This window comes from Pseudoalteromonas sp. SWXJZ10B, assembly GCF_015864475.1.
Taxonomy (GTDB): domain Bacteria; phylum Pseudomonadota; class Gammaproteobacteria; order Enterobacterales; family Alteromonadaceae; genus Pseudoalteromonas; species Pseudoalteromonas arctica.
The window spans coordinates 176,445-198,700 of sequence record NZ_JADYXD010000002.1; the positions used below are offsets into that span (position 1 = coordinate 176,445).

Below are 22,256 nucleotides of genomic sequence, written 5' to 3' on the forward strand. Positions count from 1 at the left end.
AATTATTGGACTATATAGTTTATTTTGGATATTAGAAATAACCAAAGCACTGTTTACCAACCTTTCTAAGGAACCTTATGGCTGATTTTAATTATTGGATAATCTTTTTTACTTCGTTGTTTTCAGGTTTAAGCGCTTATTTTGGTGTTTATCTTAAGAAAAAGGCAGAAATAAAGGCGATAAATGAGCAACATGAAACTTTATTAAGGCACCTATCTGATCAAACTGAGGTAACAGAAAAAATAAAATCTCAATTTGACTTAATAAAAGAAGAAGTACAACAAAAAAATTGGGTTGAACAGCAGAAGTGGGAGTTCAGAAAAGAGCTTTTCTTGAGTATGATTGAGATCATATTAGATATTAGAAACTTCTGTTTAGTGGCTGAAAAATATCTAGATAAAGTTCCTTCCTTAAACGGTATGTACGAGGGTAATGATGCTAAAATTAATGAAATAGAGCATGAATTATTTAACCAAGCAAATGAGATATATAATGGTCAAGTCAAAGAGTTAACTGTTAAATTGAAATCATTAGTAAATAAAAAAGGTGTCCTGTTCCTTAGCCCCCAAGTTATGGTTGTTTTAAATGATTTTTTCAATGCCGAAGAAATTAGAAAGAATAACCTAGAAGAATCATTTCAGAACGACATTAAAACAGGAGAAATAACTAAATTCAATATTAGCTCCCCAGATACCTTTGAAAATTATCTATACCATAAATCTAAAGCAGCAGAACTAGCCTACAAAGCCCTTATCAAAGCTGCTAAGGAAGACTTGAAAATTAATAGCTGATTCTACATCACTACATCTAATTCGAATAAGCGAAGCGCCATAATGCGAAAGGCATCACTCGTTAATACATTACTTATATTCATAAGAAGCTATGTGTCGGATGACATGGCTTCGCCATTTATCCGACCAACATAAATTGTATTACTCAAATTAATTAGCCTTTTTCACAAACTTAGCAGTCACCATCATTTCGCCAATGCCTTCTACTTTACAATCTAGCTCGTGATCTTTTTTATCAAGTACTCTTCTAACTACCGCTTTGGTGCCAATTTTAATTACTTGTGAGCTGCCTTTAATTTTTAAATCTTTGGCTACTGTCACTTTGTCGCCATCACTTAGCAAGGTGCCGTTGGCATCTTTTATTAAAATAGCGTCTTCGTCGCTTGTATTATTTGGGTTCCACTCATGAGCGCACTCGGGGCAAGCAAGCAGTTGTTGGTCTTCATAAACATATTCACATTGGCATTTTGGGCAAGCAGGTAGCGACATTTTTAAACTCTTATAAAGTACTGTTTTGCGTATTTTAATCTGCATTAGGTGGAAAATATAGTTAATCAATATTTTTCATCTTCACGCTAAAAATATCTCGTTTGTGCGTTTTTAAAAAAGGGCATATAAAGCACATGTCGCTTAAGCAATTTAAGCGCTAACGTGTACAGTAGGTACCTGTTAAAGCACCCATCGTATTAAGTGATTCGCGCAATGCCCACTTAGTACGATGGGTGTTTCTATTTATAATGCTTAGTAATGTTACTTAAGCATGCTTTTTATATTTTGACTTAACTAGGAAAAGTCGTGTTTAAAACCTTAATTGTGGTTGATAACAACGAGCAAACGCTTGCTCAATCGTTCGAAAATGTAATTACCTTTAATACTTATTTACGTGATTACCCAAAACAAAATGAACCAAAAACACGCATTATTAATCTGTGCGACTCAAGCCAATACTTGAGCAAAGGTTACTATTGCTCGTTACTTGCTGAGGCGCGCAAGCACCAAGTTTTGCCAAGTGTAAAAACAATAAACGCACTTCGTAGTGGCCAAGCCCCTATGTTAAATGTAGGCCAAATAGATGGCACACTTTACTTTGGTAATGCACTAAACGATTTACAATCAAAAGCGGCAAAGTCGGTATTTAAACAATACCCAGCACCTATTTTATTTGTTGATGAGCAAGGCTTATTACAACAAGGGTCGTTGTCGTCTTTAAATGAGCAGCAGTACAGCGACTTTGTTGCCAAGCTAGATAACTTTACTAAAACGCAGTGGCGTATTGGTGCGGTGCAACGTCGTTTTAGATGGGACATGGCAATACTTGTTGATCATAACGAAAAAGTACCGCCGAGCGATAAAGACGCTATTGCACGCTTTATTAAAGCCGCTGCTAAACACGGTATTAATGCACAAGCCCTAAGTTTTGACGAAATTGACAATATAGCCCAGTTTGATGCGTTATTTATTCGCCAAACTACAGCGATTGACCATCCAACGTATCGCCTTGCGAGCAAAGCGCAAAGCCTTGGTTTAGTGGTTATTGACGATGCTGAGTCTATTTTACGTTGTTGTAATAAAGTGTATTTACACGATGCATTTAATTATCAAAAAGTGCCAAGTTTAAAAACGGTTGTAGTGGCTGATCAATCAAGTGAAACGCTTGAGCAGCTAGAAGAAGCCTTTACGTATCCGCTTGTTTTAAAAATGCCTGAAGGGTCTTTCTCAAAAGGTGTTTATAAAGTGTCAAACCGTGATGAGCTTGAAGCTAAGCTTACAGAGTTGTTTGAATTTAGCGCATTAGTGCTCGCGCAAGAGTATATGTATACCGAATACGATTGGCGAGTGGGTGTGTTAAACGGTCGTGCTATTTATGCATGTCGTTATTTAATGGCGCGTAACCATTGGCAAATTTATAACCACGACGCGAAACGGTTTTTCTCTGGCGGCTTTGAAACTCTACCAACCTTTGAGTTACCAAAAGCAGTATTAGATGCCGCATTAAAAGCATGTAAAACAGTGGGTAGGGGTTTATATGGCGTAGATGTTAAAGAGCATCAAGGCAAAGCATACGTGCTTGAAGTAAACGACAACCCAAGTATTGATCACAAAGTAGAAGACGGCTATTTAGGCGATGAGCTATACATGATCATTATGGATGAGTTTAAACAACGCTTAGAAGCACGAGGCCGTGGATAATAACATGAGCAACCTTGTTATTCGAAAGGCGCTTAGCAGTGATTTGAATGCACTGATTGACGTTGAAAACGCTTGCTTTAATAACGATAAATTAAGCCCGCGTAGTTTAAAGCGCTGGCTTAGTGCAAAACATGGTATTTTGCTCGTTGCAGAAAATGGCGAGAAAATATGCGGCTATGGGTTAGTGTGGTGCCATAAAGGCACGCGTTTAGCGCGTTTATATTCGCTTGCTGTGTTACCCACAATGCAAGGTAAGGGCATTGCAAAAGCACTGCTTACTAGCCTTGAAAAAGAAACGTGTGAGCGGGCTCGTATTTACCTGCGCTTAGAGGTAGCTGTAAATAACGAAGGCGCGATAGGGCTTTATAAAAGCTTAGGCTACAGAGTATTTGGCCAATACAGCGATTATTACGACGACCACAGTGACGCACTGCGAATGCAAAAAAACATTCGACAAACGAGTGAGTTAAAAGTGGCGCGTTTAACGCCGTGGTATCAGCAAACTACCGAGTTTACGTGCGGGCCTGCTGCGCTATTAATGGCAATGGGCGCACTTGAGCCGACTACTGAGCTTACTCAATCACATGAGTTAGCACTTTGGCGTGAAGGTACCACCATTTTTATGACATCGGGTCATGGTGGTTGCCATCCATTTGGTTTGGCACTTGCCGCTAATAAGCGGGGTTTTAAAAGCGAGGTAATGGTTAATACCACAGAGCCTTTGTTTTTAGATGGCGTACGTAACGAAAACAAAAAAGTGGTACTTGCCACCGTGCATCAACAATTTGTAGATGGTATAGCGCAAGCAAATATACCGCTTACGTATACAGATGTAGAGCTTGAACATATTGAGCAGTGGTTAAGTAAAGGCTTTAGTGTGCTGTTATTAATTAGTACATACAGCTTTGATGGTAAAAAATCGCCACATTGGGTGTGTGTTACACACCTTGATGAGCACTGCGTGTATGTTCACGATCCGTTTTGTGAGCCCGGTAACGATAAACAACTCGCAATAGATTGCCAATATGTGCCTATTGCACGAAGTGATTTTAGTAAAATGTCAGCATTTGGTAGCCAGCGTTTACGAACGGCGGTGGCTATCGCTAATAAAAGATAGGTTAACAGTGACTTTTTTAGATTTAATTGATGTAGCCCCGTATTCGTGGGCGGCTATTGGTACTGCGGCTTTTTGCGGTGCCATTATTGGAATAGAGCGCCAGTTGCGCGGCAAGCCTGTGGGTATTCGTACCTCAGCGTTAATAACGCTGGGTACGTATTTGTTTTTATCCACTGCGTTTAATTTACAAGGGGATGTAATAGATCATTCTCGTGTAGTTGGGCAAATAATTACAGGTATTGGCTTTTTAGGGGCAGGCGTTATGCTCGCAAAAGATGGTGCAGTGGTTGGAGTTACATCAGCTGCAACCATTTGGGTGCTAGCATCAATAGGCGTTATGATAGCGACCGAAAACCTTGGCGCTGCAATAAAACTTTCGGTGCTGGTGGTCGGTATTTTATACGGTGTAGACGTACTCGAGGCTAAATTTAAAAGCTTAAGCAAAGGCGTACACACTAAAGTAAAAAACTATCAAAAGCGCTACTATCGAAAGGATTTTAACGAGTCAGAACGCCACTAAAAGTGGCGTTTTTGCTTAAACGAATTTATTTGTTTACATGAACTCTGTATTAATGAGAAACTAATTTTTTAATGGATTAAAGGTATTAAGAATGCAAGGAAGATGTATAGATGTTTTTCCAGTTCCCGAAGATAGAAAATATTGGGTCGTTAGGGCTGGAGTAGGGGCTCATTTTTTCCCTCATTTCGTTCAAAATAATCTTGTAGCAATTGGCCATGCTGATATGCTCAATTTATCTACCTTAAAGGACACTAGCTTCCTCTCCATTGAACAAAAATCAAAAATAATTTCATCACATCAGAAATTTCTTCTTGAAAAAGGGGAATCAAAAAGTCAGGTAGGTAATAAAAACGCTCAGATAAAACGGTTTATCACGGATATCAAAAAGAATGATATTGTTATTAGTGTAAATGATAAACGTATCATAGCTGGCGTTATTAAGTCTGATTGTTATTTTAGTGACCAATCAATAGAATTAACAGATCTAGTGAAAGTAAAAGATGTAAAGACTTGCGATTTTTCTTTGAGATACGATGTCCACTGGGGTAGAAGCCAAAGTAGAGATAATATTCCTTACCCTTTAGAAAGAAGTTTAAAAAATACTGGTGCTGTCTTTGGAGTAAACAAAAGTGAGCATATCCAAGCTTTAAACCATTGGCTTTTCCCAATCCATTTAGTTAATGATGAAGTTAGGTGTTCAGTTAATATTGCTTCAGAAAAAGCTTTAGGAAATAATGAAGTTGCTAATTTATCAATCACTTATCGACAGTTAGAATTACTTTCTTCTTTTTTAAGGACATGCGAGGGAGAAAATGATGCGTCCTTAGATAATTTTCATAATTTCTTAAATGATAATGCAAGTACTTTCAACTATGAACTGACAGTTCAACATGCGTTTATGTCTCCTGGTGTAGAGTATCTTCAGTTAAATACAAATGATTTTATAAAAAACATTTATTTTGCAGCTGTCTTCGCTGCATTATTTAATACGCAGATAGCTGTTGCTGATGAGATTAAAGCTGACATGACAGTCCCCAGTAATCAAATAGCTAAATTAGTGGAAGCAGTAAAAATAGAAACGCAATTTAGTAATAGTAAAAGCGAACTAAATTTGAAGATAAAAAAAGCAGATAAGGCGTTACTGGAACTAGATGATGGTTTTGGCGAGGCTACACCTTCTAATAAGCTGATTTTATAATTAATAACCTAATTATTTACTTAAAATATAACTATAAAATGTTTATATTATGAACATCTAGGGCTGCAAGTGAACTTTTTTGATGCATTTAAAAAACCATGGCGAGATAACTGGGCAGAGACTCTTCAATTTATTGTTGTAGCTGTTGGTTTAGTTGTTTCTGGTTTCTGGGCTTATCATACGTTTGATACACTTTTACAAAAAGATAGAGCTGAGGCTGAGTTAAAGAAAACGACAGCCGAGTTAACTAAAAGTAAAGCAGAGCTCGCAGATTTACAAAATAAAATTAATGGAGTTGACTCGAGCGTAATAGATATTGACTTAAAAACAACTAACCTTCCTAACGGGAACGTAGGTTTGATAGTTAATGTAATTATTAAGAATACAGGGACCAATGATGTTCGTATGTCTTGGGTTAAATCACCTTTAAAAATTTATTTGACTAAATATAAAGGTGATAAATTGAAAGGAGAGTCATCGCTAAGTCCACTTTTATACTCTAGCCTTCAGGATCAAAATTCTCATAATAAAAAATATATAGAGAAGGCACATCTGCTTGTTGGAGTAAAAAAGACTTTATCTTTTTTTACTGAAATTGAAAAGTCGGGTTTATATTATTTAGCATTCGAAGCTTCTGTTGACTTATCAATAAAAAATAAATTAAAGGACTCTAAAAAATTACCTGTTTGGTTCGCCTCTTCGTATATATTTATCGAAACTAAGTAATTCATTGTACATATTTACAGAGTAAAAGTTAGCCAAATAACTTTCTCCTAACTACTTTTCTATAACCACTGGGCGTTTGGCTTAATACCTTTTTAAACACACGCGTTAAATGCCCTTGATCGTTATAACCGACCTCTAAAGCTACTTCTTGAATTGATAGATTTGATGACGCTAATAACTCCTTCGCACCTTCTACGCGTAATTGTTGCCAATACTCAATAGGGCTTTGATTGGTAGCAGCTCTAAAGCGACGTGTAAAAGTACGGTAGCTCAAGCTAAATTGGGCAGCGACTTCTTGAAGGTTTAACTCGGTGGCTAAATTTGTTTTTAGCCAAAACTGAATTTGCGCAATTAGCTCGTCGGGATGGCGGTCAACTGCGCCTTCTAAGTAGCGTTGATCTTCGTAGGGTTTACGTATTTCGTGCGAAAAGTTTCGCTCTACATGTTGAGCGGCGGCTTTTCCATAGTACTGACTAATAATATGTACGATCACATCTGCAAGGGCATTAAGGCTTGCTACGGTATACATGCGTTCTGACTGGGTTATAAAAAAGTCGGGTTTTAGGCGCACTAACGGGTAGTCGTGGCTAAATTGATTGGCGTAGTGCCAATGGGTGGTAGCAGGGTGCCCATCAAGTAAGCCAGCCTCAGCTAGTAAGCAGTTGCCAGTGCCTACACCAATTATATGGCTGCCTGCGCTAAAGCTCTCGCTTAGCCAGTCAACTACGTCTTGATTTGTACGCACCACTGGGCGCGGATTGCGCCAAATACCAGGCACTATAATTAAATCACTATAGGGCGCATTAGTTGTTATGCAATCAGGAATTATCGCAAGGCCTGCGCGAGTAGCTATAGATTCTGCATTTTTAGCCACTAAATTTATAGCAAGCGGTCTAAAGCCATGTTTATCAATATGGCCTTTAGCAAAGGCCTCGCCGGCTCTTAACATCTCAATTGGCAGCGTTAAACTAGTCACTAATAAATGCGGATAAACCGCTATAGCAATGTTTAGTGGTGGATTAGTGTGTTTGTCAGTCATATAAATGCTCCGACCAGTACATTTTGGCCTTTTGTGCTGAATATTTGGCTATTAAAGCACAATGCATAGTGCATAATCCATTTAAACTGGCTGTTCTTCTAATAACACGTTTTTTAAAGGTAAATTATGACTGCATTACCCGTTATAGTAGGCATGGGTGGTATTAACGCCGCTGGCCGTACTTCTTTTCATCAAGGTTATCGCCGTATCGTGTTAGATAGTTTAAACGCTCAAGATCGCAGTGAAACATTTTTAGGCCTCGCCACACTGATGAATCTAGTAAGCGTTGTAAACGGCCAATTACAAGATACACAAGGTAATAATGTTGAGCAAAGCGACATAGAAGCACGCTTTGGTGAGCAAATTATTGCTGGTACACTTATTCGTAAAATTGAAAAAGAACACTTTGATGCAGATGCCACACCGTGGCAGCAAAAAATGACACTAAGCGCATCAAGCGAAAATGCTATTGTGTTTGAAACACGTGCTCGCGATTTACCAACGCCGGTTCCGACGAGTTGGCAGGTTGAAGAACTTGAAGGCAAAAAAGTTAAAGTTACTATTGCTGCCGAAATAGATGTAAAACACAACTCAACACGTGATAACCCAATTAAATCTGCAGGGCAATTTCCAACTGGGTTTGATCCGTCTGTTATGTATAACAGCCGTTATCAGCCACGTGGCCTGCAAGCGACAATTTTTGCAGCTACCGATGCGATTAAATCAACAGGGCTTGATTGGCAACACATTATGAATAGCGTAGAGCCAGATAAAATTGGTACTTATTCAGCATCGGTAATTGGCCAAATGGACGACAAAGGCCTTGGCGGTTTAGTAAAAGCGCGCCAACAAGGCGACCGTGTTAGTACTAAACAGTTAGCACTGGGTTTAAATACCATGTCGACTGATTTTATTAACGCGTATGTTACGGGCAATGTAGGTACTACGTTTTCGACCTCGGGCGCCTGTGCTACGTTTTTATACAACTTACGTGCAGCGGTTAACGACATACAGGCAGGGCGTACACGCGTTGCGGTTGTCGCAAGTGTTGAGTGTGCTATTACACCAGAAGTGATTGAAGGCTTTGGTAACATGAGCGCACTTGCAAATGTTGAAGGTTTGCGCCGTTTAGATAACTTATCAAGTGATGAAGAACCAGATTATCGCAAAAGTAGCCGCCCATTTGGCGACAACTGCGGCTTTACATTAGGTGAAGGCGCACAAGTTGCTATTTTAATGGACGATGCCTTAGCCCTTGAACTAGGCGCTGACATTATGGGCTGCGTACCGGATGTATTTGTAAATGCAGATGGCATAAAAAAATCAATCACGTCACCTGGTCCTGGTAACTATATTACCATGGCTAAATCGGCTGCTTTAGCAACGAGCCTTTTAGGCAAAGAAGCTTTGCAAGAACGTAGCTTTATTTTAGCGCATGGCTCAAGTACACCACTAAACCGCGTAACAGAGTCGCTGATATATCACAAAGTGGCACAAACGTTCGCTATTGATAATTGGAAAGTGACAGCGCCAAAAGCCTATGTTGGTCATACTATAGCTCCTGCAAGTGGCGACCAATTAGCGATAGCTTTAGGTGTATTTAGCCATAATATTATGCCGGGTATTACCACAATTGATAAAGTGGCTGATGATGTTTACACCGATCATCTTGATATTCGTAATAGCCATTACGAATGCGCCGATATGGATATTGCTTTTATAAATTCAAAAGGCTTTGGCGGTAACAATGCAACAGCTACCGTACTTTCACCAAAAGTAACAATGCAAATGCTCGCTAAGCGCCATGGCGATGAAGTTATGAGTAGTTACGCGCAGAAAAACGTGGCAATTAAAGCCGCGCAACAAACGTATCAAGCTCAAGCCGATTTAGGCCAGTACGAACTTATTTACCGCTTTGGCGACGGACTTATTGACGACAACGATATTGTAATAGACGAGCAAAGTATTCAGTTACCTGGCTTTGAAAAAGCAATTACGTTTAGCACAACAAATTCCTATCAAGATATGTTTTAAGCACACATACTTGTTAGCAAGGCGCTTTTTAAGCGCCTTTTTTAATGCCTCAAATATATTTACTATTAAGTTTTTTCTAAGTAAAGCTCATTAAATGAACTAATCTTTTGTGTTTACACTTGCTTTTATGTTGATCGTTTGTTTCTATTATATAAACACTATCTAGGATGGATAAAACTGATGAAAAAACTCATATTAGCGCTTTCTTTAACTTGTACTTTTACTCAACTCTCTGTTTTTTCTGACGACTTTATTCCTGCAGAAGTAATTAATAAAAACTACGATCAGCTCACTAATACTTCTTCGCGCGCTTCGAGGTTAGAGGGGATTAATTTGAGCAGTTACTTGGTTGATAAAAGCGGGCAGGTTAGTGATATAGAAATTGTAGCTACGGTTGGGCAAAAAAAGTACCAAAGAGAAGTAATGGATTACGTGTCTAAGCTCAACTACAAAAGTGCAAAATTAAATGGTGAGACTATACCTGTAGCAAAAACCATTACTGTAAGTTCGCAAAATTTACATATTAATTTTTCAAACGATAAAGCGTCTCGCGGCTTTTTTAATGATTATGAGCAAGCTAGTAAATTAATCGACGAAAAGAAATACGATGAAGCTAAAAGCCGTATCGATGAATTAGAAAATGAACATACAAAAAATACGGTTGAGATTGTTTTGCTTGCATGGCTTAAAAGCCAGCACAGTTATTTTGTGCAAGACTGGAAGAGCTTTGATCAGCATATCTACGAAGCGTTTTTATTTAGAGCTAATCTACCGGATCAAATTCAAAAACGTGTGATTAAAAACGCTTTACAGTGGTTTATATCAAAACAAGATTATGTACGTGCTTATGATGCAATAGATGCACTAGGCAATATTGAATCCATAACCTTTACAGAGCAAAACAAGGAACAGTTGTTAACTCAAGTGAACGATATTTATAAAAACTCGGGAGATATTAAGCAACAATTTAGTTTAGCTTCAGAACAAGCTGTAATGCCTATGATGTCGAAGTCTGAAGTTAAATTAGAATCAGAATTACCACTGAGCAAAGTGCAACTTAGATGCGAAAACAAAGTCGTTGACTATGACACTAATACAATTGATAAAATTGTTATTTCGAAAAATGATTTGCGTTGTGGATTATTAATAAAAAGCGCTCAAGCACAAACAATTACACTTAAGCAAAGCGGTGAAAGCTTTTTATAAAAATTGTAACTCCCCACATATAAATTATGGGGAGTTATTGCATTAATAAGTTTTGGCTATTCAAATAATGCATTGGAATTTTGCTGCAATACTTATTAAAAAAACTGTTACTTAAACTTTTTTACATACCTAAGCGTTATAAAATTAATAATGGCAAGTAAAATGGCTATTTCGTAACGGCTGTACGCTACAGCTATACCAATTAAGCCCATATTCCAAATACTGGCTGCGGTTGCTGTGCCGGAGGTTGATTTGTTATTTTTCAAAATTGCGCCACCGCCAATAAAACCAATACCAGTAATGATGCCTTGCAACATTTTTGATTGAGCTTCTGCGCCATCTAAAACCGACATAGCAATTAATGCATACCCACACGATGCAACAGCAACAAGAGGAAAGGTACGAAGGCCTGCGCCATCATTACTACGCTCTCTGTCGTAAGCCATGGGTAGTGCAAGTAGGTATGCAATACCTAAGTGTATTAAGTTATCGATGATTTCATTCCACTGTAAATCAATTTCCATTATTGAGCCTGTGCTGGTTAACTTTGTTAATAATAAGCAAACAGCAAGCCATAGAATAAATGACTATTAATCAATTAGTTATTGTTAATACCTGTATTTAACAAGAATTATTGAGGAAACTTTTACATGTTTTTATTACTATTTTACGCAATAGTTAATTTGATCTGAGTTTTAAAGCCCCGTATTCTTTTATCCAGACTAAAAGACACCTATGTGAATCTCTTGCCTTTAAATAAAACATTAAGCACACCCACTAAGCTTGAAAAAACAGCCTTACTATTTTGCGTTGGGTTATCTGTTATTGCTTTTTTATTTCCTGAATTACTCACAGAGCACTTACAACCCGCTATTAATAAAATTTTAGGTTATTTAGGCTCGCCATTTTTTATATTGGTAAACTTGTTACTTTTTTCTGTGATAGCTATTGCTATAAGCCCATTAGGGCAACGAAAAATAGGAGGAGCGCAAGCACTTGTTGAGTTTAGTACCTTTGGTTGGCTTTCTATGTTGTTTGCAGCAGGAATGGGCTCAGGACTTATATTTTGGGGAGTAGCAGAGCCTGCACTACACACGGTTAATTCGCCTTTAAAGCAAAGCTTGTATCCTAACAATCAAACAAGTGGTTTGGCACTTACCTTAGCTAATTGGGGCGCGCATGCATGGGCGCTCTATGCAGTATTTGGCTTGTTATTAGGTGGGCTTACTCGCAATAGTGGTAAAGCGGGCGATATTAGTGCTCCTGTGATCAGTGCAACTAAAGGCGTTATTAATCGGGCTTGGCAGTTACAGTTGAGCTTTAGCATTAAATTAATTGCCATACTTGCAATATTTTTTGGTGTCGTGGGCACAATTGCTAATTCAACTTTATTACTGCGTAAAGGGCTCGAGCTTGAGCTAGGGGTTGAATCGGCTTTATTTTCGGGGTTTATTATAATTTTTCTAATTGCGCTGCTTTATACCATTTCTGCAAAGTTGGGGCTTAAAAAAGGAATTCAAACTCTTAGTAAGTTTAATGTGTTTTTAGCATTTTCACTTATAGCATGGCTATTAATTTTTGTGCCTATAAAGCCAATTATAGACATAGCTGTAGGAGGAACATGGGATTACATTCAGCTCATAACCACAGGTACATGGCAGTTTGAAAGCGTACTTAATGACCCCGCATGGGCAACAGGTTGGACATACAATTACTATTTTTGGTGGTTAGCTTGGGGCCCGTTCGTTGGTGTGTTTTTGGCAAAAATTAGCCAAGGACGGCCGGTTTGGCAATACATTTTAGGTGTTGTATTTGTACCAACTTTTGTGACAATTATTTGGTTTAGTGTGTTTTCGGGCTCTGCAATTGCGTGGGATCAAACGCACAATGCAGGCATTTTAGTGGCTATTAAAGCCGATTATACACAAGGGCTATTTGTATTTTTTGAGCAGCTAGGGTGGCAAGGTGGCTTATTAATTTGGTCAAGCTTATTACTGTTACTTATTTTTGTAGCAACTTCAGCGGATTCTGCCGTTTTAGTAATTCGTGAACTGAGTGGTGCAAATGAAGCTCAAACATGGAGCTTATATGCTTGGTCGTTTGCGTTAGGTTTATGCGCGTTTGTTTTGTTAGTGCAAAATAACGAACCGTTAAACAGAAGTGTTGCGATTATTGGCGCTTTGCCATTTTTAGTTATTTTTATTTTTCAGCTGGTGGGTTTTACAAAAGAGTTTATAAATGAGTTCAGGTAATCATGCCTACATATTTTTACAATGCTATTTTTAAAGTTGTATATAATTTAGGTAATGTTTTTGAACAGGATGAATCATGAGAACGCTAACTTTATTTTTATGTGTTATTTACCTAAGTGGCTGCACAGTTGCCGGCGCTATTATTGACGGCCAAGCACAGTCAAATGCACGTGATAATAAATATAATAATAGTCCTGCTCGTTCAGAGCCTTATAAAAATCCACTCGAACCTGTGCCTACAGATAAAAACGGATTTAACTTTACTGATATGGGATTAAAGATAGATTCGGCTCTTGTTAGCCTAGTGAAGGGGGAAAGCACTACAACGCAAGTATGTAGGCAGGTCACTAAAAGTCTAAAAGAGTGTGTAGAAGTAGAAAAGTCATCTCTACACACTAATGAGTCTAAGCAGTTAAAAACTGATGATGAAATAATAAGTGTTGGTCAATAAAGCTACTTATAAAAAAGTAACTATGATCGTAACCTTCTTGCATCTCCAGTGTTAGCGGGTAGCTCTTTTCGTTAGCAACAGCCACTAAGTTTTGTGGTTTGAGTTGCTCCACTAAAAACCCATCAGCATCGCCTTGAGTAGTCAGCATCGGTAAGTAATCAGTTTGTTTGGCTTTTTTCATCAGCTCGCACGTGTCGTACTGTGCCCAAAGAGATTTATCACTGCCCAAATATCCCGTAAATGCTTTTTCGCCCCACGGACAGTTTATTGGGTTAACGATAGGGCTAAACGCAGATGCACTAACGTATGCTTTAGGATTTTTAAGCGCAACCATTAAAGCGCCGTGCCCGCCCATAGAGTGGCCGCTAATTGCTTTTGTGCTTGTGACGGGAAAATGTTGTTCAATAAGTGCCGGTAACTCACTAACAACATAATCGTACATATTAAAATGGGTGTTGTAAGGAGCTTGCGTTGCATTCACGTAAAAGCCAGCACCTTGTGCAAAATCGTAAGCGTCTTCATTGGGTACATCTTCGCCGCGCGGGCTGGTATCAGGCGCTACAATTGCAATACCCAGCTCTGCTGCTTTTTTAAACGCGCCTGCTTTTTGCATAAAGTTTTCGTCAGTACAGGTTAAACCTGATAACCAATAAAGCACCGGTACTTTATTTGCTTCACTTGCACCAGGTGGTAAAAATACGGCAAAGCGCATAGTGCAATGTGTACTTTGCGAGCTGTGAGTATATTGTTTATGCCAACCGCCAGACACTTTTACACTTGAGATATTTTCTAACATACTTAATCCTTAAAAGCCGCAAACTTAAAAGCCGTCTACTTAAAAGTATTACGGCTTATTATTTATTAAACGTGCTTAGCAGTTATTAGTAATGAATGACTGTACGAATACTTTTACCTTCGTGCATTAAATCAAATGCTTCGTTAATATCTTCAAGGCCCATTGTATGGGTAATAAAGTCGTTAAGAGCAAATTCGCCAGCCATATAACGTTCTACTATTTCAGGAAGTTGCGAGCGACCTTTAACGCCACCAAATGCGCTACCACGCCATACACGCCCAGTTACCAGTTGGAACGGACGGGTTGATATTTCTTGGCCAGCACCGGCTACGCCAATAATTACCGACTCACCCCAACCTTTATGACAACACTCAAGCGCTGAGCGCATAACATCAACATTACCAATACATTCAAACGAGTAGTCAACACCACCGTCGGTCATTTCAACAATAACTTCTTGAATTGGCCTATCAAAATCTTTTGGATTAATTAAATCAGTTGCACCAAGTTTTGTCGCTAAATCGAATTTAGTGGTGTTTATATCAACACCAATAATACGGCTTGCTCCTGCCATTTTTGCGCCAATAATGGCTGATAAACCAATACCGCCTAAGCCGAATATAGCAACCGTGTCACCAGGTTTTACGTTTGCTGTGTTTGTTACTGCACCCATGCCTGTTGTAACACCACAACCTAGTAAACAAATCTCTTCTAAAGAGGCTTCTTTATTTACTTTGGCTAATGAAATTTCTGGAAGTACTGTGTACTCAGAAAACGTTGAGCAACCCATGTAGTGGTATATAGGTTGGCCGTCTTTAAAAAAGCGTGTTGTGCCGTCTGGCATAAGGCCTTTACCTTGAGTTTCGCGCACGGCTGAACATAGGTTAGTTTTACCTGAAGTACACATTTTACACACGCCACATTCAGCAGTGTATAGAGGAATAACATGATCCCCAACTTCAACACTGGTTACGCCTTCGCCAATTGCGTATACAACGCCTGCGCCTTCATGGCCTAAAATAGCAGGGAAAATACCTTCAGGATCATCACCTGATAAAGTAAATGCATCGGTATGACATACACCAGTAGCGGTAATTTTTACCATTACTTCGCCTTTTTTAGGCATCATCACATCAACTTCTTCAACGCTAAGTGGTTGATTAGGACCCCAAGCAATAGCTGCTTTTGATTTAATAAATTCTGACATGTGTTTATCCTTTGTAGTGGTTAGATAATAATTGTAGACCCAATTTGCTTGGGTAATGTAGCTATTGTATTTGTTTCTCAAACAATGATAATCTCTGATTTATTAAAACACTTTTACAGTATGGTAATAATGGCGCGTTGGGATGGGATAGATGAGTTTATTGCGGTAGGTGAAGAGGGCAGTTTTACCGCAGCGGCTAAAACGCTTGGGCTGTCGGTTGCGCATATTAGCCGACATGTAACAGCGCTTGAGCAACGTTTAAATACTCAACTTTTAACCCGTACAACCCGTAAAGTCGTTTTGACTAAAGAGGGTGAAGCGTATTTACATCAAATAAAGCACTTACAGTATGCAATGGATGAAGCAACGCAAGGTCTTGCCACGCACCAAACTACACCAAAGGGTAAAATTAAACTCACGGCTCCGGTTATGTACGGGGAAACGTTCATAATGCCTTTAGTGAATAACTTTATGTATGACCATCCTGAGGTAGAAGTTGTTGCCACATTAAGCAACGAGCAAGAAAACTTGCTAGAAGGCGGCTTTGATTTAGCAATAAGGTTAGGGCATTTAAAAGATTCAAGCTTAAAAGCACGCAGGTTAAGTGCGCGGCGGTTTATTATGTGCGCGGCACCACAGTATTTAACGCGATTTGGTGAGCCGCATACTTTAGGCGAGCTAAACAGCCATGAATGTTTAATTGGGAATAGTAGCTACTGGCGCGTAAACGAAAATGGGCGCGATAAACACATTAAAATAGCGGGGCGGCTACAGTGTAATAGTGGTTGGGCGCTGGTGGATGGCGCAAAAAAGGGGCTCGGTATTGTACAGCTCCCAGACTACTACATTGAAAACGAAATTAACTCAGGGCAATTGGTGCCTATTTTAACACCCTATCAACCACAGCAAGAAGGGGTATGGGGCGTATATCCACCAAGGCAGTTTGTGGCCACTAATGTACGGGTATTGCTCGATTATTTAGTTAAAGGGCTGAAAACTTAACCGCGAATTAATGGTTAAATACATATTGCTGTAAATATAGCCAAGTATCAGATTTTTAAATTATTTCTTACATTTTACGCCATACCCAAAGGCACTTTTTTCGTGCTACTATTGCTCAATACTTTTACGATAAGTGTTAAAAATAATATGTTTCAACCGGTTAGCTTATTTATAGGGCTTAGATATAGTCGCTCCTCTAAAGGAAATGCGTTTATATCGTTTATTTCGTTTTTTTCTATTGCCGGTATCGCTATTGGTTTAATGGCATTATTTACGGTAAGCAGTGTAATGAACGGGTTTGAAAATAGCCTAAAAACCAATATGCTTGGACTTATTCCACATGTTGAAGTTAGCGCAGGTAAAAACACTGCCACCCAAATGAACACCCTTAAAACCGACCTCGAACAATCTCCTTATGTTGATCATGTAAGCTTATATCGCCACGGCGAAGCTATTGTGCAAACAAATAAAGACTTGCACGGCGTTTTATTACAAGGCCTTTATAACGACAGCGGTTCTTTGTATAAAATTACCGATAAAATAGTGCAAGGCGATTGGAAAACTGTATTAAACAAAAATTACAACATTGCTATAAGCCGTTATTTGAGTCGTAAATTAGGCGTTAGCGTGGGTGATAAGCTTCGCGTTATTATGCCTAATGCTTCAACGTATACACCTCTTGGGCGAGTACCCAGCCAGCGTTTATTTAAAGTTGCCGCAATATACGAAACCGGATCTGAGATAGATATGGCACTTGCGTTTACGAGTGGCGCTTCGCTACAACGGGTATTAAAGCTGGATAAAAACACCGCCCCAAATTTAAGTGTTTCATTGCACGAACCTTTCGAACTAGATGAATTTATTGAAGCAAGCCAACGTATTTTAAAAGATCACAATTACAGTGATTGGCGCAGTACCCAAGGTACTCTATTTGCAGCCGTTGCTATGGAAAAGCGCATTATGTCAATGTTGCTTGCCCTCATTGTATTGGTGGCTGTATTTAATATTGTATCGGCATTAACCATGATGGTAAGCGAAAAACAAGGTGAAGTAGCCATACTACAAACGTTAGGTTTAACACCTTCGCAAGTGCAAAAAGTGTTTATGGTGCAAGGCCTATATAACGGCGTAATTGGTACTGCAATAGGCGCATTTTTAGGTGTAATATTTAGTTTATATATAAATGAGCTACTTGCATTAGTGGGCTTAAACTTATTGGCGGGTATAGAGCTTCCGGTAAAATTTGATATTTTGAGTTTAGTAATAATAGCGTTTGCCAGTATTGCTATGAGCTTTTTAGCTACCTTATATCCTGCGCGTAAAGCCGCAAAAGTAAAACCAGCAGAGGTATTACGTTATGAATGATTTAGTAATTAGTTGTGAAAATTTAAGTAAGGTTTATCAAGATGGCAGCAACCAAGTTGAAGTATTAAAAGGCGTTGATTTAGCGCTTCAGCAAGGTGAAATGCTCGCTATTGTGGGGAGTTCAGGCTCTGGTAAAAGTACGCTTTTACACATACTTGGCACATTAGATACCGCAAGCTCAGGTAGCGCTAAAATTAAAAACCAAGAAGTTGCAAAACTTTCGCGAACAGAGCAAGCCGCATTTAGAAACCAAAATTTGGGCTTCATCTATCAATTTCATCACTTATTAATGGAGTTTAGCGCAGTTGAAAACGTGGCTATGCCATTATTAATTAAAGGCTTGAGTGCAAAAGAAGCCAAAGCTCAAGCGCTCGATATGCTCGAAAAAGTAGGCCTTGCACATCGCAGCTCGCATAAACCGTCTGCGCTTTCTGGTGGAGAGCGCCAACGCGTGGCTATTGCCCGTGCACTGGTTACTAAACCTGCGCTTGTGCTTGCTGATGAACCAACCGGTAATTTAGATAAACAAAATGCGATTAAAATTTACGATTTAATTAATGAGCTTAACCAAAGCTTAAACACCAGTTTTGTGGTAGTTACACACGATTTAGAACTTGCCGATAAGCTAGGCAAAATAGCTTATTTAGACGATGGAAAACTAGCTATTAAAGAGTCGCAGCATGTTGCTTAGTGCATTTTTAAGTAAACGTTTTAGAGCCTATTCAGGCCACAAAGATGAAAAAAACGGCTTTGTTAGTTTTATCGCTAAAGCGTCGACTATTGGTATTTTATTAGGTGTCGCGGTTTTAATTGTGGCGCTGTCGGTAATTAATGGTTTTGAGCAGCAACTAGTACATAGATTGCTAAGTGTTGTGCCGCAGGTTGAATATGTAGCACCAAGTAGACCCATTGCAAATTGGCCGCAAAAAGTTGAGGATTTACAAACACAACCGCATGTAACAGGGGCTGCGCCATTTATTGCAGTGAATGGGATGGCGCAATATAAAAGCCAGCTAAAAGCGATAGAAATTCGAGGTGTTGAGCCATCGCTCGAGAGTAATGTATCGGCGGTAAACCAGTTTACCAGTGGTAAATTAGTGAGTCAGTTAGCCCTTGACGATGTAATTTTAGGTAAGCAAATAGTAAAACAGTTAGATGCAAGAGTAGGCGACAACATTACGTTACTTATTCCGCAAATAGGCCAAAAAGGTCAGTCATTATTAGCGCCTAAACGCGTAACACTTAACCTTGCAGGTGTTATAGAAATGGGAGGCCCCATTGATAGTACCGCTGCGTTTATTCACCTTAACAAGGCGCAGCAAGCATTAGGTTACGATGAAACCCAAGTAACAGGGCTACGATTAAGCGTTGATGATGTGTTTACGGCGCATCAAATAGCGCTAAAAGTGGGTCAAACTATTGATGACTACGTGTATATTTCTAGCTGGTTTAGAACGCAAGGCAGCCTGTATCAAGATATTCAAATGGTACGTACCATTGTTTATATTGTGGTGTTTTTAATTATTGCGGTAGCCAGTTTTAATATTGTGTCGTCTTTGGTGATGGAAGTGCGCGAAAAACAAGGCAATATTGCTATTTTAAAAACCATGGGCGCAAAAGACAGTACTATTTTAGCCACCTTTGTAATGCAGGGCTTAATGCAAGCATTTGTAGGAGTTGCGCTCGGGACATTAATTGGGGTGGTATTGGCACTTAATATAAGTGAGCTATTTACCTGGATAAGCCAATTATTTGGTGCTAACCCGCTTGAAGGTGTTTATTTTATAGAGTTTTTACCAAGTAAATTAGCTCTTGAAGACATTGGTATTACAGTGATTGTTACGTTTGTGCTTGCGATACTTGCCACTATTTATCCTGCATGGCAAGCAACGCGCGTAGATCCTGCCAAGGTGCTAGGTAATTAGGTATAAGAAGCTTAAATAAAAATTAATAGGGTGGTATTAGTAAACCTGTTAAACTAGGTGCTTATTTAAAATTAAGCAATAACTGCTTGGTTGCTATACCTCACTTTGGGATTTACTTTGACTAATAACGATATTTTACGCCGCATTCGCTACACTTTTAACTTAACTGATACTGCTATGGTCAATGTTTTTGCATCAGCAGAGCATACTGTTACCAAAGAGCAAGTAATTGCATGGTTAACTAAAGAAGGTGAAGAGGCTTTTACCCCAATAAGTGATACTGAGTTTGCTAGCTTTTTAAATGGGTTTATTAACACCCAACGTGGCAAACGCGAAGGTGAGCAACCAGAGCCTGAGAAAAAGCTAAATAACAATATTATCTTCATGAAGCTGCGTATTGCTTTAAACATGAAGGCAGAAGATGTTATTGCAACACTTGCACTTGTTGATTTTGACTTAAGCAAACATGAGTTAAGTGCATTTTCTCGTAAAGTAGACAACAAACATTACCGTGTTTGTAACGATCAAATACTACGCTTGTTTTTAACTGGTGTTCAAAAGCAGCACCGTCCAGAAGATTCTGCTGAGTAACTGGTTTTAGCTAATCAGCTTTCAGTTAATGGGCTTGTGTATGCGCAATGCAACATAAAGCCTATTAATTGTTATATTTTTAAACAAACCCACACCTAACCTAACACTTCTAAAATTCCCTTTTAAAAACATTACAATTTAGCCTTGCAAAAATCTTTACGTGCAACTGTGAATTTAAATTCATCTTTAATAAATAAAAATCAAATTTCCAATCGAAAATAATTCAAGTACTGACCGTTAAATATCTTAACTTTCCATGCTAAGGTAGCAGTTAATTATATTAAATTAAGACCTTAAAGCATGAGTCATAAACTTGATCACGTTTACTTTAACATTTGATAAATACTTTTATTATTAACACGGAAGAATAATTATGAATTATATCCATAGCACAATTGCACAATTAAAAAATAGTAGCCCTGCACAATGCGAGTTTTATCAAGCTGTTGAAGAAGTACTTGAATCACTCGAACCTATCTTAGAAAACTCAGAAAAACACAAAAAAAATGCCATTATTCAACGCTTAGTTGAGCCTGAACGTCAAATTATGTTTAGAGTTCCTTGGGTTGATGACGAAGGTAATATTCAGGTGAACAAAGGCTACAGAATTGAGTTTAATTCTGCACTTGGCCCCTATAAAGGTGGCTTACGTTTTCACCCAAGTGTGAATGCCAGCATAATTAAGTTTTTAGGGTTTGAGCAAATATTTAAAAATGCTTTAACAGGTTTACCGATCGGTGGTGGTAAAGGCGGGGCAAACTTTGATCCCAAAGGGCGCTCAGATGCTGAAATAATGCGTTTTTGCCAATCATTTATGAGCGAGCTCTATCGCCATATTGGTCCTACAACCGACGTACCCGCTGGAGACATTGGAGTAGGGGCAAGAGAAATAGGTTACTTGTTTGGTCAATATAAGCGTTTGACTGGGCGCTATGAAGGTGTTTTAACAGGTAAAAGCTTATTGTGGGGTGGATCGCTTGTACGAAAAGAAGCCACTGGATACGGCGCTGTTTATTTTGCTGACTACATGCTAGAAGCACGCGGCGATAGCCTACAAGGTAAGCGCTGTTTAGTCTCGGGCGCAGGTAATGTTGCTATTTATGCTATGGAAAAACTTTATCAAATGGGGGCAACACCAGTAAGTTGCAGCGACTCTCGTGGCACTGTGTATCATGAGTCGGGTATAGATTTAGACCTTATTAAGTGTTTAAAAGAGCAATCGCGTGATTGTTTAAGTGCATACAAACAAACTCACCCCGATGCTATTTATATTGCTGTAAATGACTACCCTAAAGATGGGCATGCTGTTTGGCGATTTAACGCAGACGCTGCTTTTCCATGCGCCACACAAAATGAATTAACACAGGGCGATGCAAACGCATTATTAACCGGCGGCTGCTTATTAGTAAGTGAAGGCGCAAATATGCCTTCTACAAAAGAGGCTATTGAGAGCTTTATTGCTGCAAAAATTGCGTATGGGCCAGGTAAAGCCGCAAATGCTGGCGGCGTTGCAACAAGCCAATTAGAAATGGCACAAAATGCGAGTATGCAAAGCTGGACCTTTGAAGAGGTCGACGAGAAGTTAAAGCAAATTATGAAAAATATATTTGTGACAGCCAACGACACCGCAATAGAGTTTGGTGAACCAGGAAACCTTTTATTGGGTGCTAATATTGCAGGCTTTAGGCGCGTCGCCGATGCAATGATTGAGCAAGGCGTAGTATAAAAAACACGATTAAATGCCAAACCTAGCCATAAATTTATACCTAATTGTGGCTAGATTTAGTTATAAATGTGATTAGTTAATTATAACTCTATAAAGCTGAGCTATAACAGCGTAGGATCA

21 protein-coding genes are annotated in these 22,256 nt (G+C 38.9%); 16 read left to right on the plus strand and 5 right to left on the minus strand.

What is annotated here, in order from left to right; all coding sequences use genetic code 11:
- Positions 1-77: 77 nt before the first annotated feature.
- Positions 78-791 (plus strand): hypothetical protein, encoded by a 714-nt coding sequence (locus tag I6F54_RS02700; protein ID WP_197139533.1) that lies wholly within the window; start codon positions 78-80, stop codon positions 789-791.
- Between the two features lie 150 nt (positions 792-941).
- Here the strand turns inward: I6F54_RS02700 and I6F54_RS02705 are convergent, their stop codons facing one another.
- Complete coding sequence (locus tag I6F54_RS02705) at positions 942-1,280, minus strand: zinc ribbon domain-containing protein YjdM (RefSeq protein ID WP_197139535.1); 339 nt, start codon at positions 1,278-1,280, stop codon at positions 942-944.
- A gap of 306 nt (positions 1,281-1,586) precedes the next feature.
- Here I6F54_RS02705 and I6F54_RS02710 point away from each other — a divergent pair, with 306 nt between their 5' ends.
- From I6F54_RS02710 to I6F54_RS02730, 5 genes are all read left to right on the plus strand, one after another.
- Positions 1,587-2,981, plus strand: a complete 1,395-nt coding sequence (locus tag I6F54_RS02710) for a RimK family protein (RefSeq protein WP_197139537.1) — start codon at positions 1,587-1,589, stop codon at positions 2,979-2,981.
- A 4-nt stretch (positions 2,982-2,985) separates the two neighbouring features.
- Positions 2,986-4,098: a GNAT family N-acetyltransferase/peptidase C39 family protein gene (locus I6F54_RS02715; RefSeq protein ID WP_197139546.1), complete on the plus strand. Its 1,113-nt coding sequence runs from the start codon at positions 2,986-2,988 to the stop codon at positions 4,096-4,098.
- A gap of 7 nt (positions 4,099-4,105) precedes the next feature.
- Positions 4,106-4,618, plus strand: coding sequence for an MgtC/SapB family protein (locus I6F54_RS02720; protein ID WP_165740703.1), 513 nt, complete (start codon positions 4,106-4,108; stop codon positions 4,616-4,618).
- 91 nt (positions 4,619-4,709) lie between these two features.
- Positions 4,710-5,816 (plus strand): hypothetical protein, encoded by a 1,107-nt coding sequence (locus tag I6F54_RS02725; protein ID WP_165740702.1) that lies wholly within the window; start codon positions 4,710-4,712, stop codon positions 5,814-5,816.
- 69 nt (positions 5,817-5,885) lie between these two features.
- Entirely contained in the window at positions 5,886-6,542 is a 657-nt protein-coding gene (locus I6F54_RS02730) for a hypothetical protein (protein ID WP_197139548.1), read from the plus strand.
- Positions 6,543-6,570: 28 nt separating this feature from the next.
- Here the strand turns inward: I6F54_RS02730 and I6F54_RS02735 are convergent, their stop codons facing one another.
- Positions 6,571-7,581: a GlxA family transcriptional regulator gene (locus I6F54_RS02735; RefSeq protein WP_197139550.1), complete on the minus strand. Its 1,011-nt coding sequence runs from the start codon at positions 7,579-7,581 to the stop codon at positions 6,571-6,573.
- A 126-nt stretch (positions 7,582-7,707) separates the two neighbouring features.
- Between I6F54_RS02735 and I6F54_RS02740 the strand changes: the two genes are divergently transcribed.
- Entirely contained in the window at positions 7,708-9,615 is a 1,908-nt protein-coding gene (locus I6F54_RS02740; RefSeq protein WP_197139552.1) for a beta-ketoacyl synthase, read from the plus strand.
- 180 nt (positions 9,616-9,795) lie between these two features.
- Positions 9,796-10,821, plus strand: coding sequence for an energy transducer TonB (locus I6F54_RS02745; RefSeq protein WP_197139554.1), 1,026 nt, complete (start codon positions 9,796-9,798; stop codon positions 10,819-10,821).
- A gap of 107 nt (positions 10,822-10,928) precedes the next feature.
- Here the strand turns inward: I6F54_RS02745 and I6F54_RS02750 are convergent, their stop codons facing one another.
- Entirely contained in the window at positions 10,929-11,345 is a 417-nt protein-coding gene (locus I6F54_RS02750) for an MgtC/SapB family protein (RefSeq protein ID WP_024590122.1), read from the minus strand.
- A 213-nt stretch (positions 11,346-11,558) separates the two neighbouring features.
- Here I6F54_RS02750 and I6F54_RS02755 point away from each other — a divergent pair, with 213 nt between their 5' ends.
- Positions 11,559-13,073: a BCCT family transporter gene (locus tag I6F54_RS02755; protein ID WP_331461803.1), complete on the plus strand. Its 1,515-nt coding sequence runs from the start codon at positions 11,559-11,561 to the stop codon at positions 13,071-13,073.
- A gap of 76 nt (positions 13,074-13,149) precedes the next feature.
- On the plus strand, positions 13,150-13,524 hold the full coding sequence (locus I6F54_RS02760; protein WP_197139555.1) for a hypothetical protein: 375 nt from the start codon (positions 13,150-13,152) through the stop codon (positions 13,522-13,524).
- Here the strand turns inward: I6F54_RS02760 and fghA are convergent.
- Complete coding sequence (gene fghA / locus I6F54_RS02765; protein WP_197139557.1) at positions 13,478-14,320, minus strand: S-formylglutathione hydrolase; 843 nt, start codon at positions 14,318-14,320, stop codon at positions 13,478-13,480. The genes I6F54_RS02760 and fghA overlap by 47 nt on opposite strands.
- Before the next feature lie 85 nt (positions 14,321-14,405).
- On the minus strand, positions 14,406-15,527 hold the full coding sequence (locus tag I6F54_RS02770) for an S-(hydroxymethyl)glutathione dehydrogenase/class III alcohol dehydrogenase (protein ID WP_197139559.1): 1,122 nt from the start codon (positions 15,525-15,527) through the stop codon (positions 14,406-14,408).
- 129 nt (positions 15,528-15,656) lie between these two features.
- On the opposite strand from I6F54_RS02770, the gene I6F54_RS02775 reads away from it, so the two are divergent.
- The 6 genes from I6F54_RS02775 (at position 15,657) to gdhA (ending at position 22,136) form a co-directional block, all read left to right on the plus strand.
- A complete protein-coding gene (locus I6F54_RS02775) occupies positions 15,657-16,529 on the plus strand; it encodes a LysR family transcriptional regulator (protein ID WP_197139561.1) in 873 nt (290 codons plus the stop codon).
- Between the two features lie 147 nt (positions 16,530-16,676).
- Positions 16,677-17,894 carry a lipoprotein-releasing ABC transporter permease subunit gene (locus I6F54_RS02780; protein WP_165727440.1) on the plus strand — a complete coding sequence of 406 codons (1,218 nt, stop codon included), beginning with the start codon at positions 16,677-16,679 and terminating at the stop codon, positions 17,892-17,894.
- Complete coding sequence (gene lolD / locus I6F54_RS02785; RefSeq protein WP_007375330.1) at positions 17,887-18,585, plus strand: lipoprotein-releasing ABC transporter ATP-binding protein LolD; 699 nt, start codon at positions 17,887-17,889, stop codon at positions 18,583-18,585. The genes I6F54_RS02780 and lolD overlap by 8 nt, the downstream gene beginning before the upstream one ends.
- Complete coding sequence (locus I6F54_RS02790) at positions 18,575-19,819, plus strand: lipoprotein-releasing ABC transporter permease subunit (RefSeq protein ID WP_197139569.1); 1,245 nt, start codon at positions 18,575-18,577, stop codon at positions 19,817-19,819. Before lolD ends, I6F54_RS02790 begins: the two co-directional genes overlap by 11 nt.
- A 117-nt stretch (positions 19,820-19,936) precedes the next feature.
- Positions 19,937-20,410 (plus strand): DUF1456 family protein, encoded by a 474-nt coding sequence (locus I6F54_RS02795; RefSeq protein WP_197139577.1) that lies wholly within the window; start codon positions 19,937-19,939, stop codon positions 20,408-20,410.
- 373 nt (positions 20,411-20,783) lie between these two features.
- Positions 20,784-22,136, plus strand: coding sequence for an NADP-specific glutamate dehydrogenase (gene gdhA / locus I6F54_RS02800; RefSeq protein ID WP_197139579.1), 1,353 nt, complete (start codon positions 20,784-20,786; stop codon positions 22,134-22,136).
- Positions 22,137-22,256: the final 120 nt, after the last annotated feature.

Excerpts from the sequence above, each read along its gene's own strand:
- I6F54_RS02700 (WP_197139533.1), top strand. The coding sequence starts at position 78 with ATGGCTGATTTTAATTATTGGATAATCTTTTTTACTTCGTTGTTTTCA.
- I6F54_RS02705 (WP_197139535.1), bottom strand. The coding sequence starts at position 1,280 with ATGTCGCTACCTGCTTGCCCAAAATGCCAATGTGAATATGTTTATGAA.
- I6F54_RS02715 (WP_197139546.1), top strand. The coding sequence starts at position 2,986 with ATGAGCAACCTTGTTATTCGAAAGGCGCTTAGCAGTGATTTGAATGCA.
- I6F54_RS02725 (WP_165740702.1), top strand. The coding sequence starts at position 4,710 with ATGCAAGGAAGATGTATAGATGTTTTTCCAGTTCCCGAAGATAGAAAA.
- I6F54_RS02735 (WP_197139550.1), bottom strand. The coding sequence starts at position 7,581 with ATGACTGACAAACACACTAATCCACCACTAAACATTGCTATAGCGGTT.
- I6F54_RS02740 (WP_197139552.1), top strand. The coding sequence starts at position 7,708 with ATGACTGCATTACCCGTTATAGTAGGCATGGGTGGTATTAACGCCGCT.
- I6F54_RS02745 (WP_197139554.1), top strand. The coding sequence starts at position 9,796 with ATGAAAAAACTCATATTAGCGCTTTCTTTAACTTGTACTTTTACTCAA.
- I6F54_RS02750 (WP_024590122.1), bottom strand. The coding sequence starts at position 11,345 with ATGGAAATTGATTTACAGTGGAATGAAATCATCGATAACTTAATACAC.
- I6F54_RS02760 (WP_197139555.1), top strand. The coding sequence starts at position 13,150 with ATGAGAACGCTAACTTTATTTTTATGTGTTATTTACCTAAGTGGCTGC.
- fghA (WP_197139557.1), bottom strand. The coding sequence starts at position 14,320 with ATGTTAGAAAATATCTCAAGTGTAAAAGTGTCTGGCGGTTGGCATAAA.
- I6F54_RS02770 (WP_197139559.1), bottom strand. The coding sequence starts at position 15,527 with ATGTCAGAATTTATTAAATCAAAAGCAGCTATTGCTTGGGGTCCTAAT.
- I6F54_RS02775 (WP_197139561.1), top strand. The coding sequence starts at position 15,657 with ATGGCGCGTTGGGATGGGATAGATGAGTTTATTGCGGTAGGTGAAGAG.
- I6F54_RS02780 (WP_165727440.1), top strand. The coding sequence starts at position 16,677 with ATGTTTCAACCGGTTAGCTTATTTATAGGGCTTAGATATAGTCGCTCC.
- lolD (WP_007375330.1), top strand. The coding sequence starts at position 17,887 with ATGAATGATTTAGTAATTAGTTGTGAAAATTTAAGTAAGGTTTATCAA.
- I6F54_RS02790 (WP_197139569.1), top strand. The coding sequence starts at position 18,575 with ATGTTGCTTAGTGCATTTTTAAGTAAACGTTTTAGAGCCTATTCAGGC.
- gdhA (WP_197139579.1), top strand. The coding sequence starts at position 20,784 with ATGAATTATATCCATAGCACAATTGCACAATTAAAAAATAGTAGCCCT.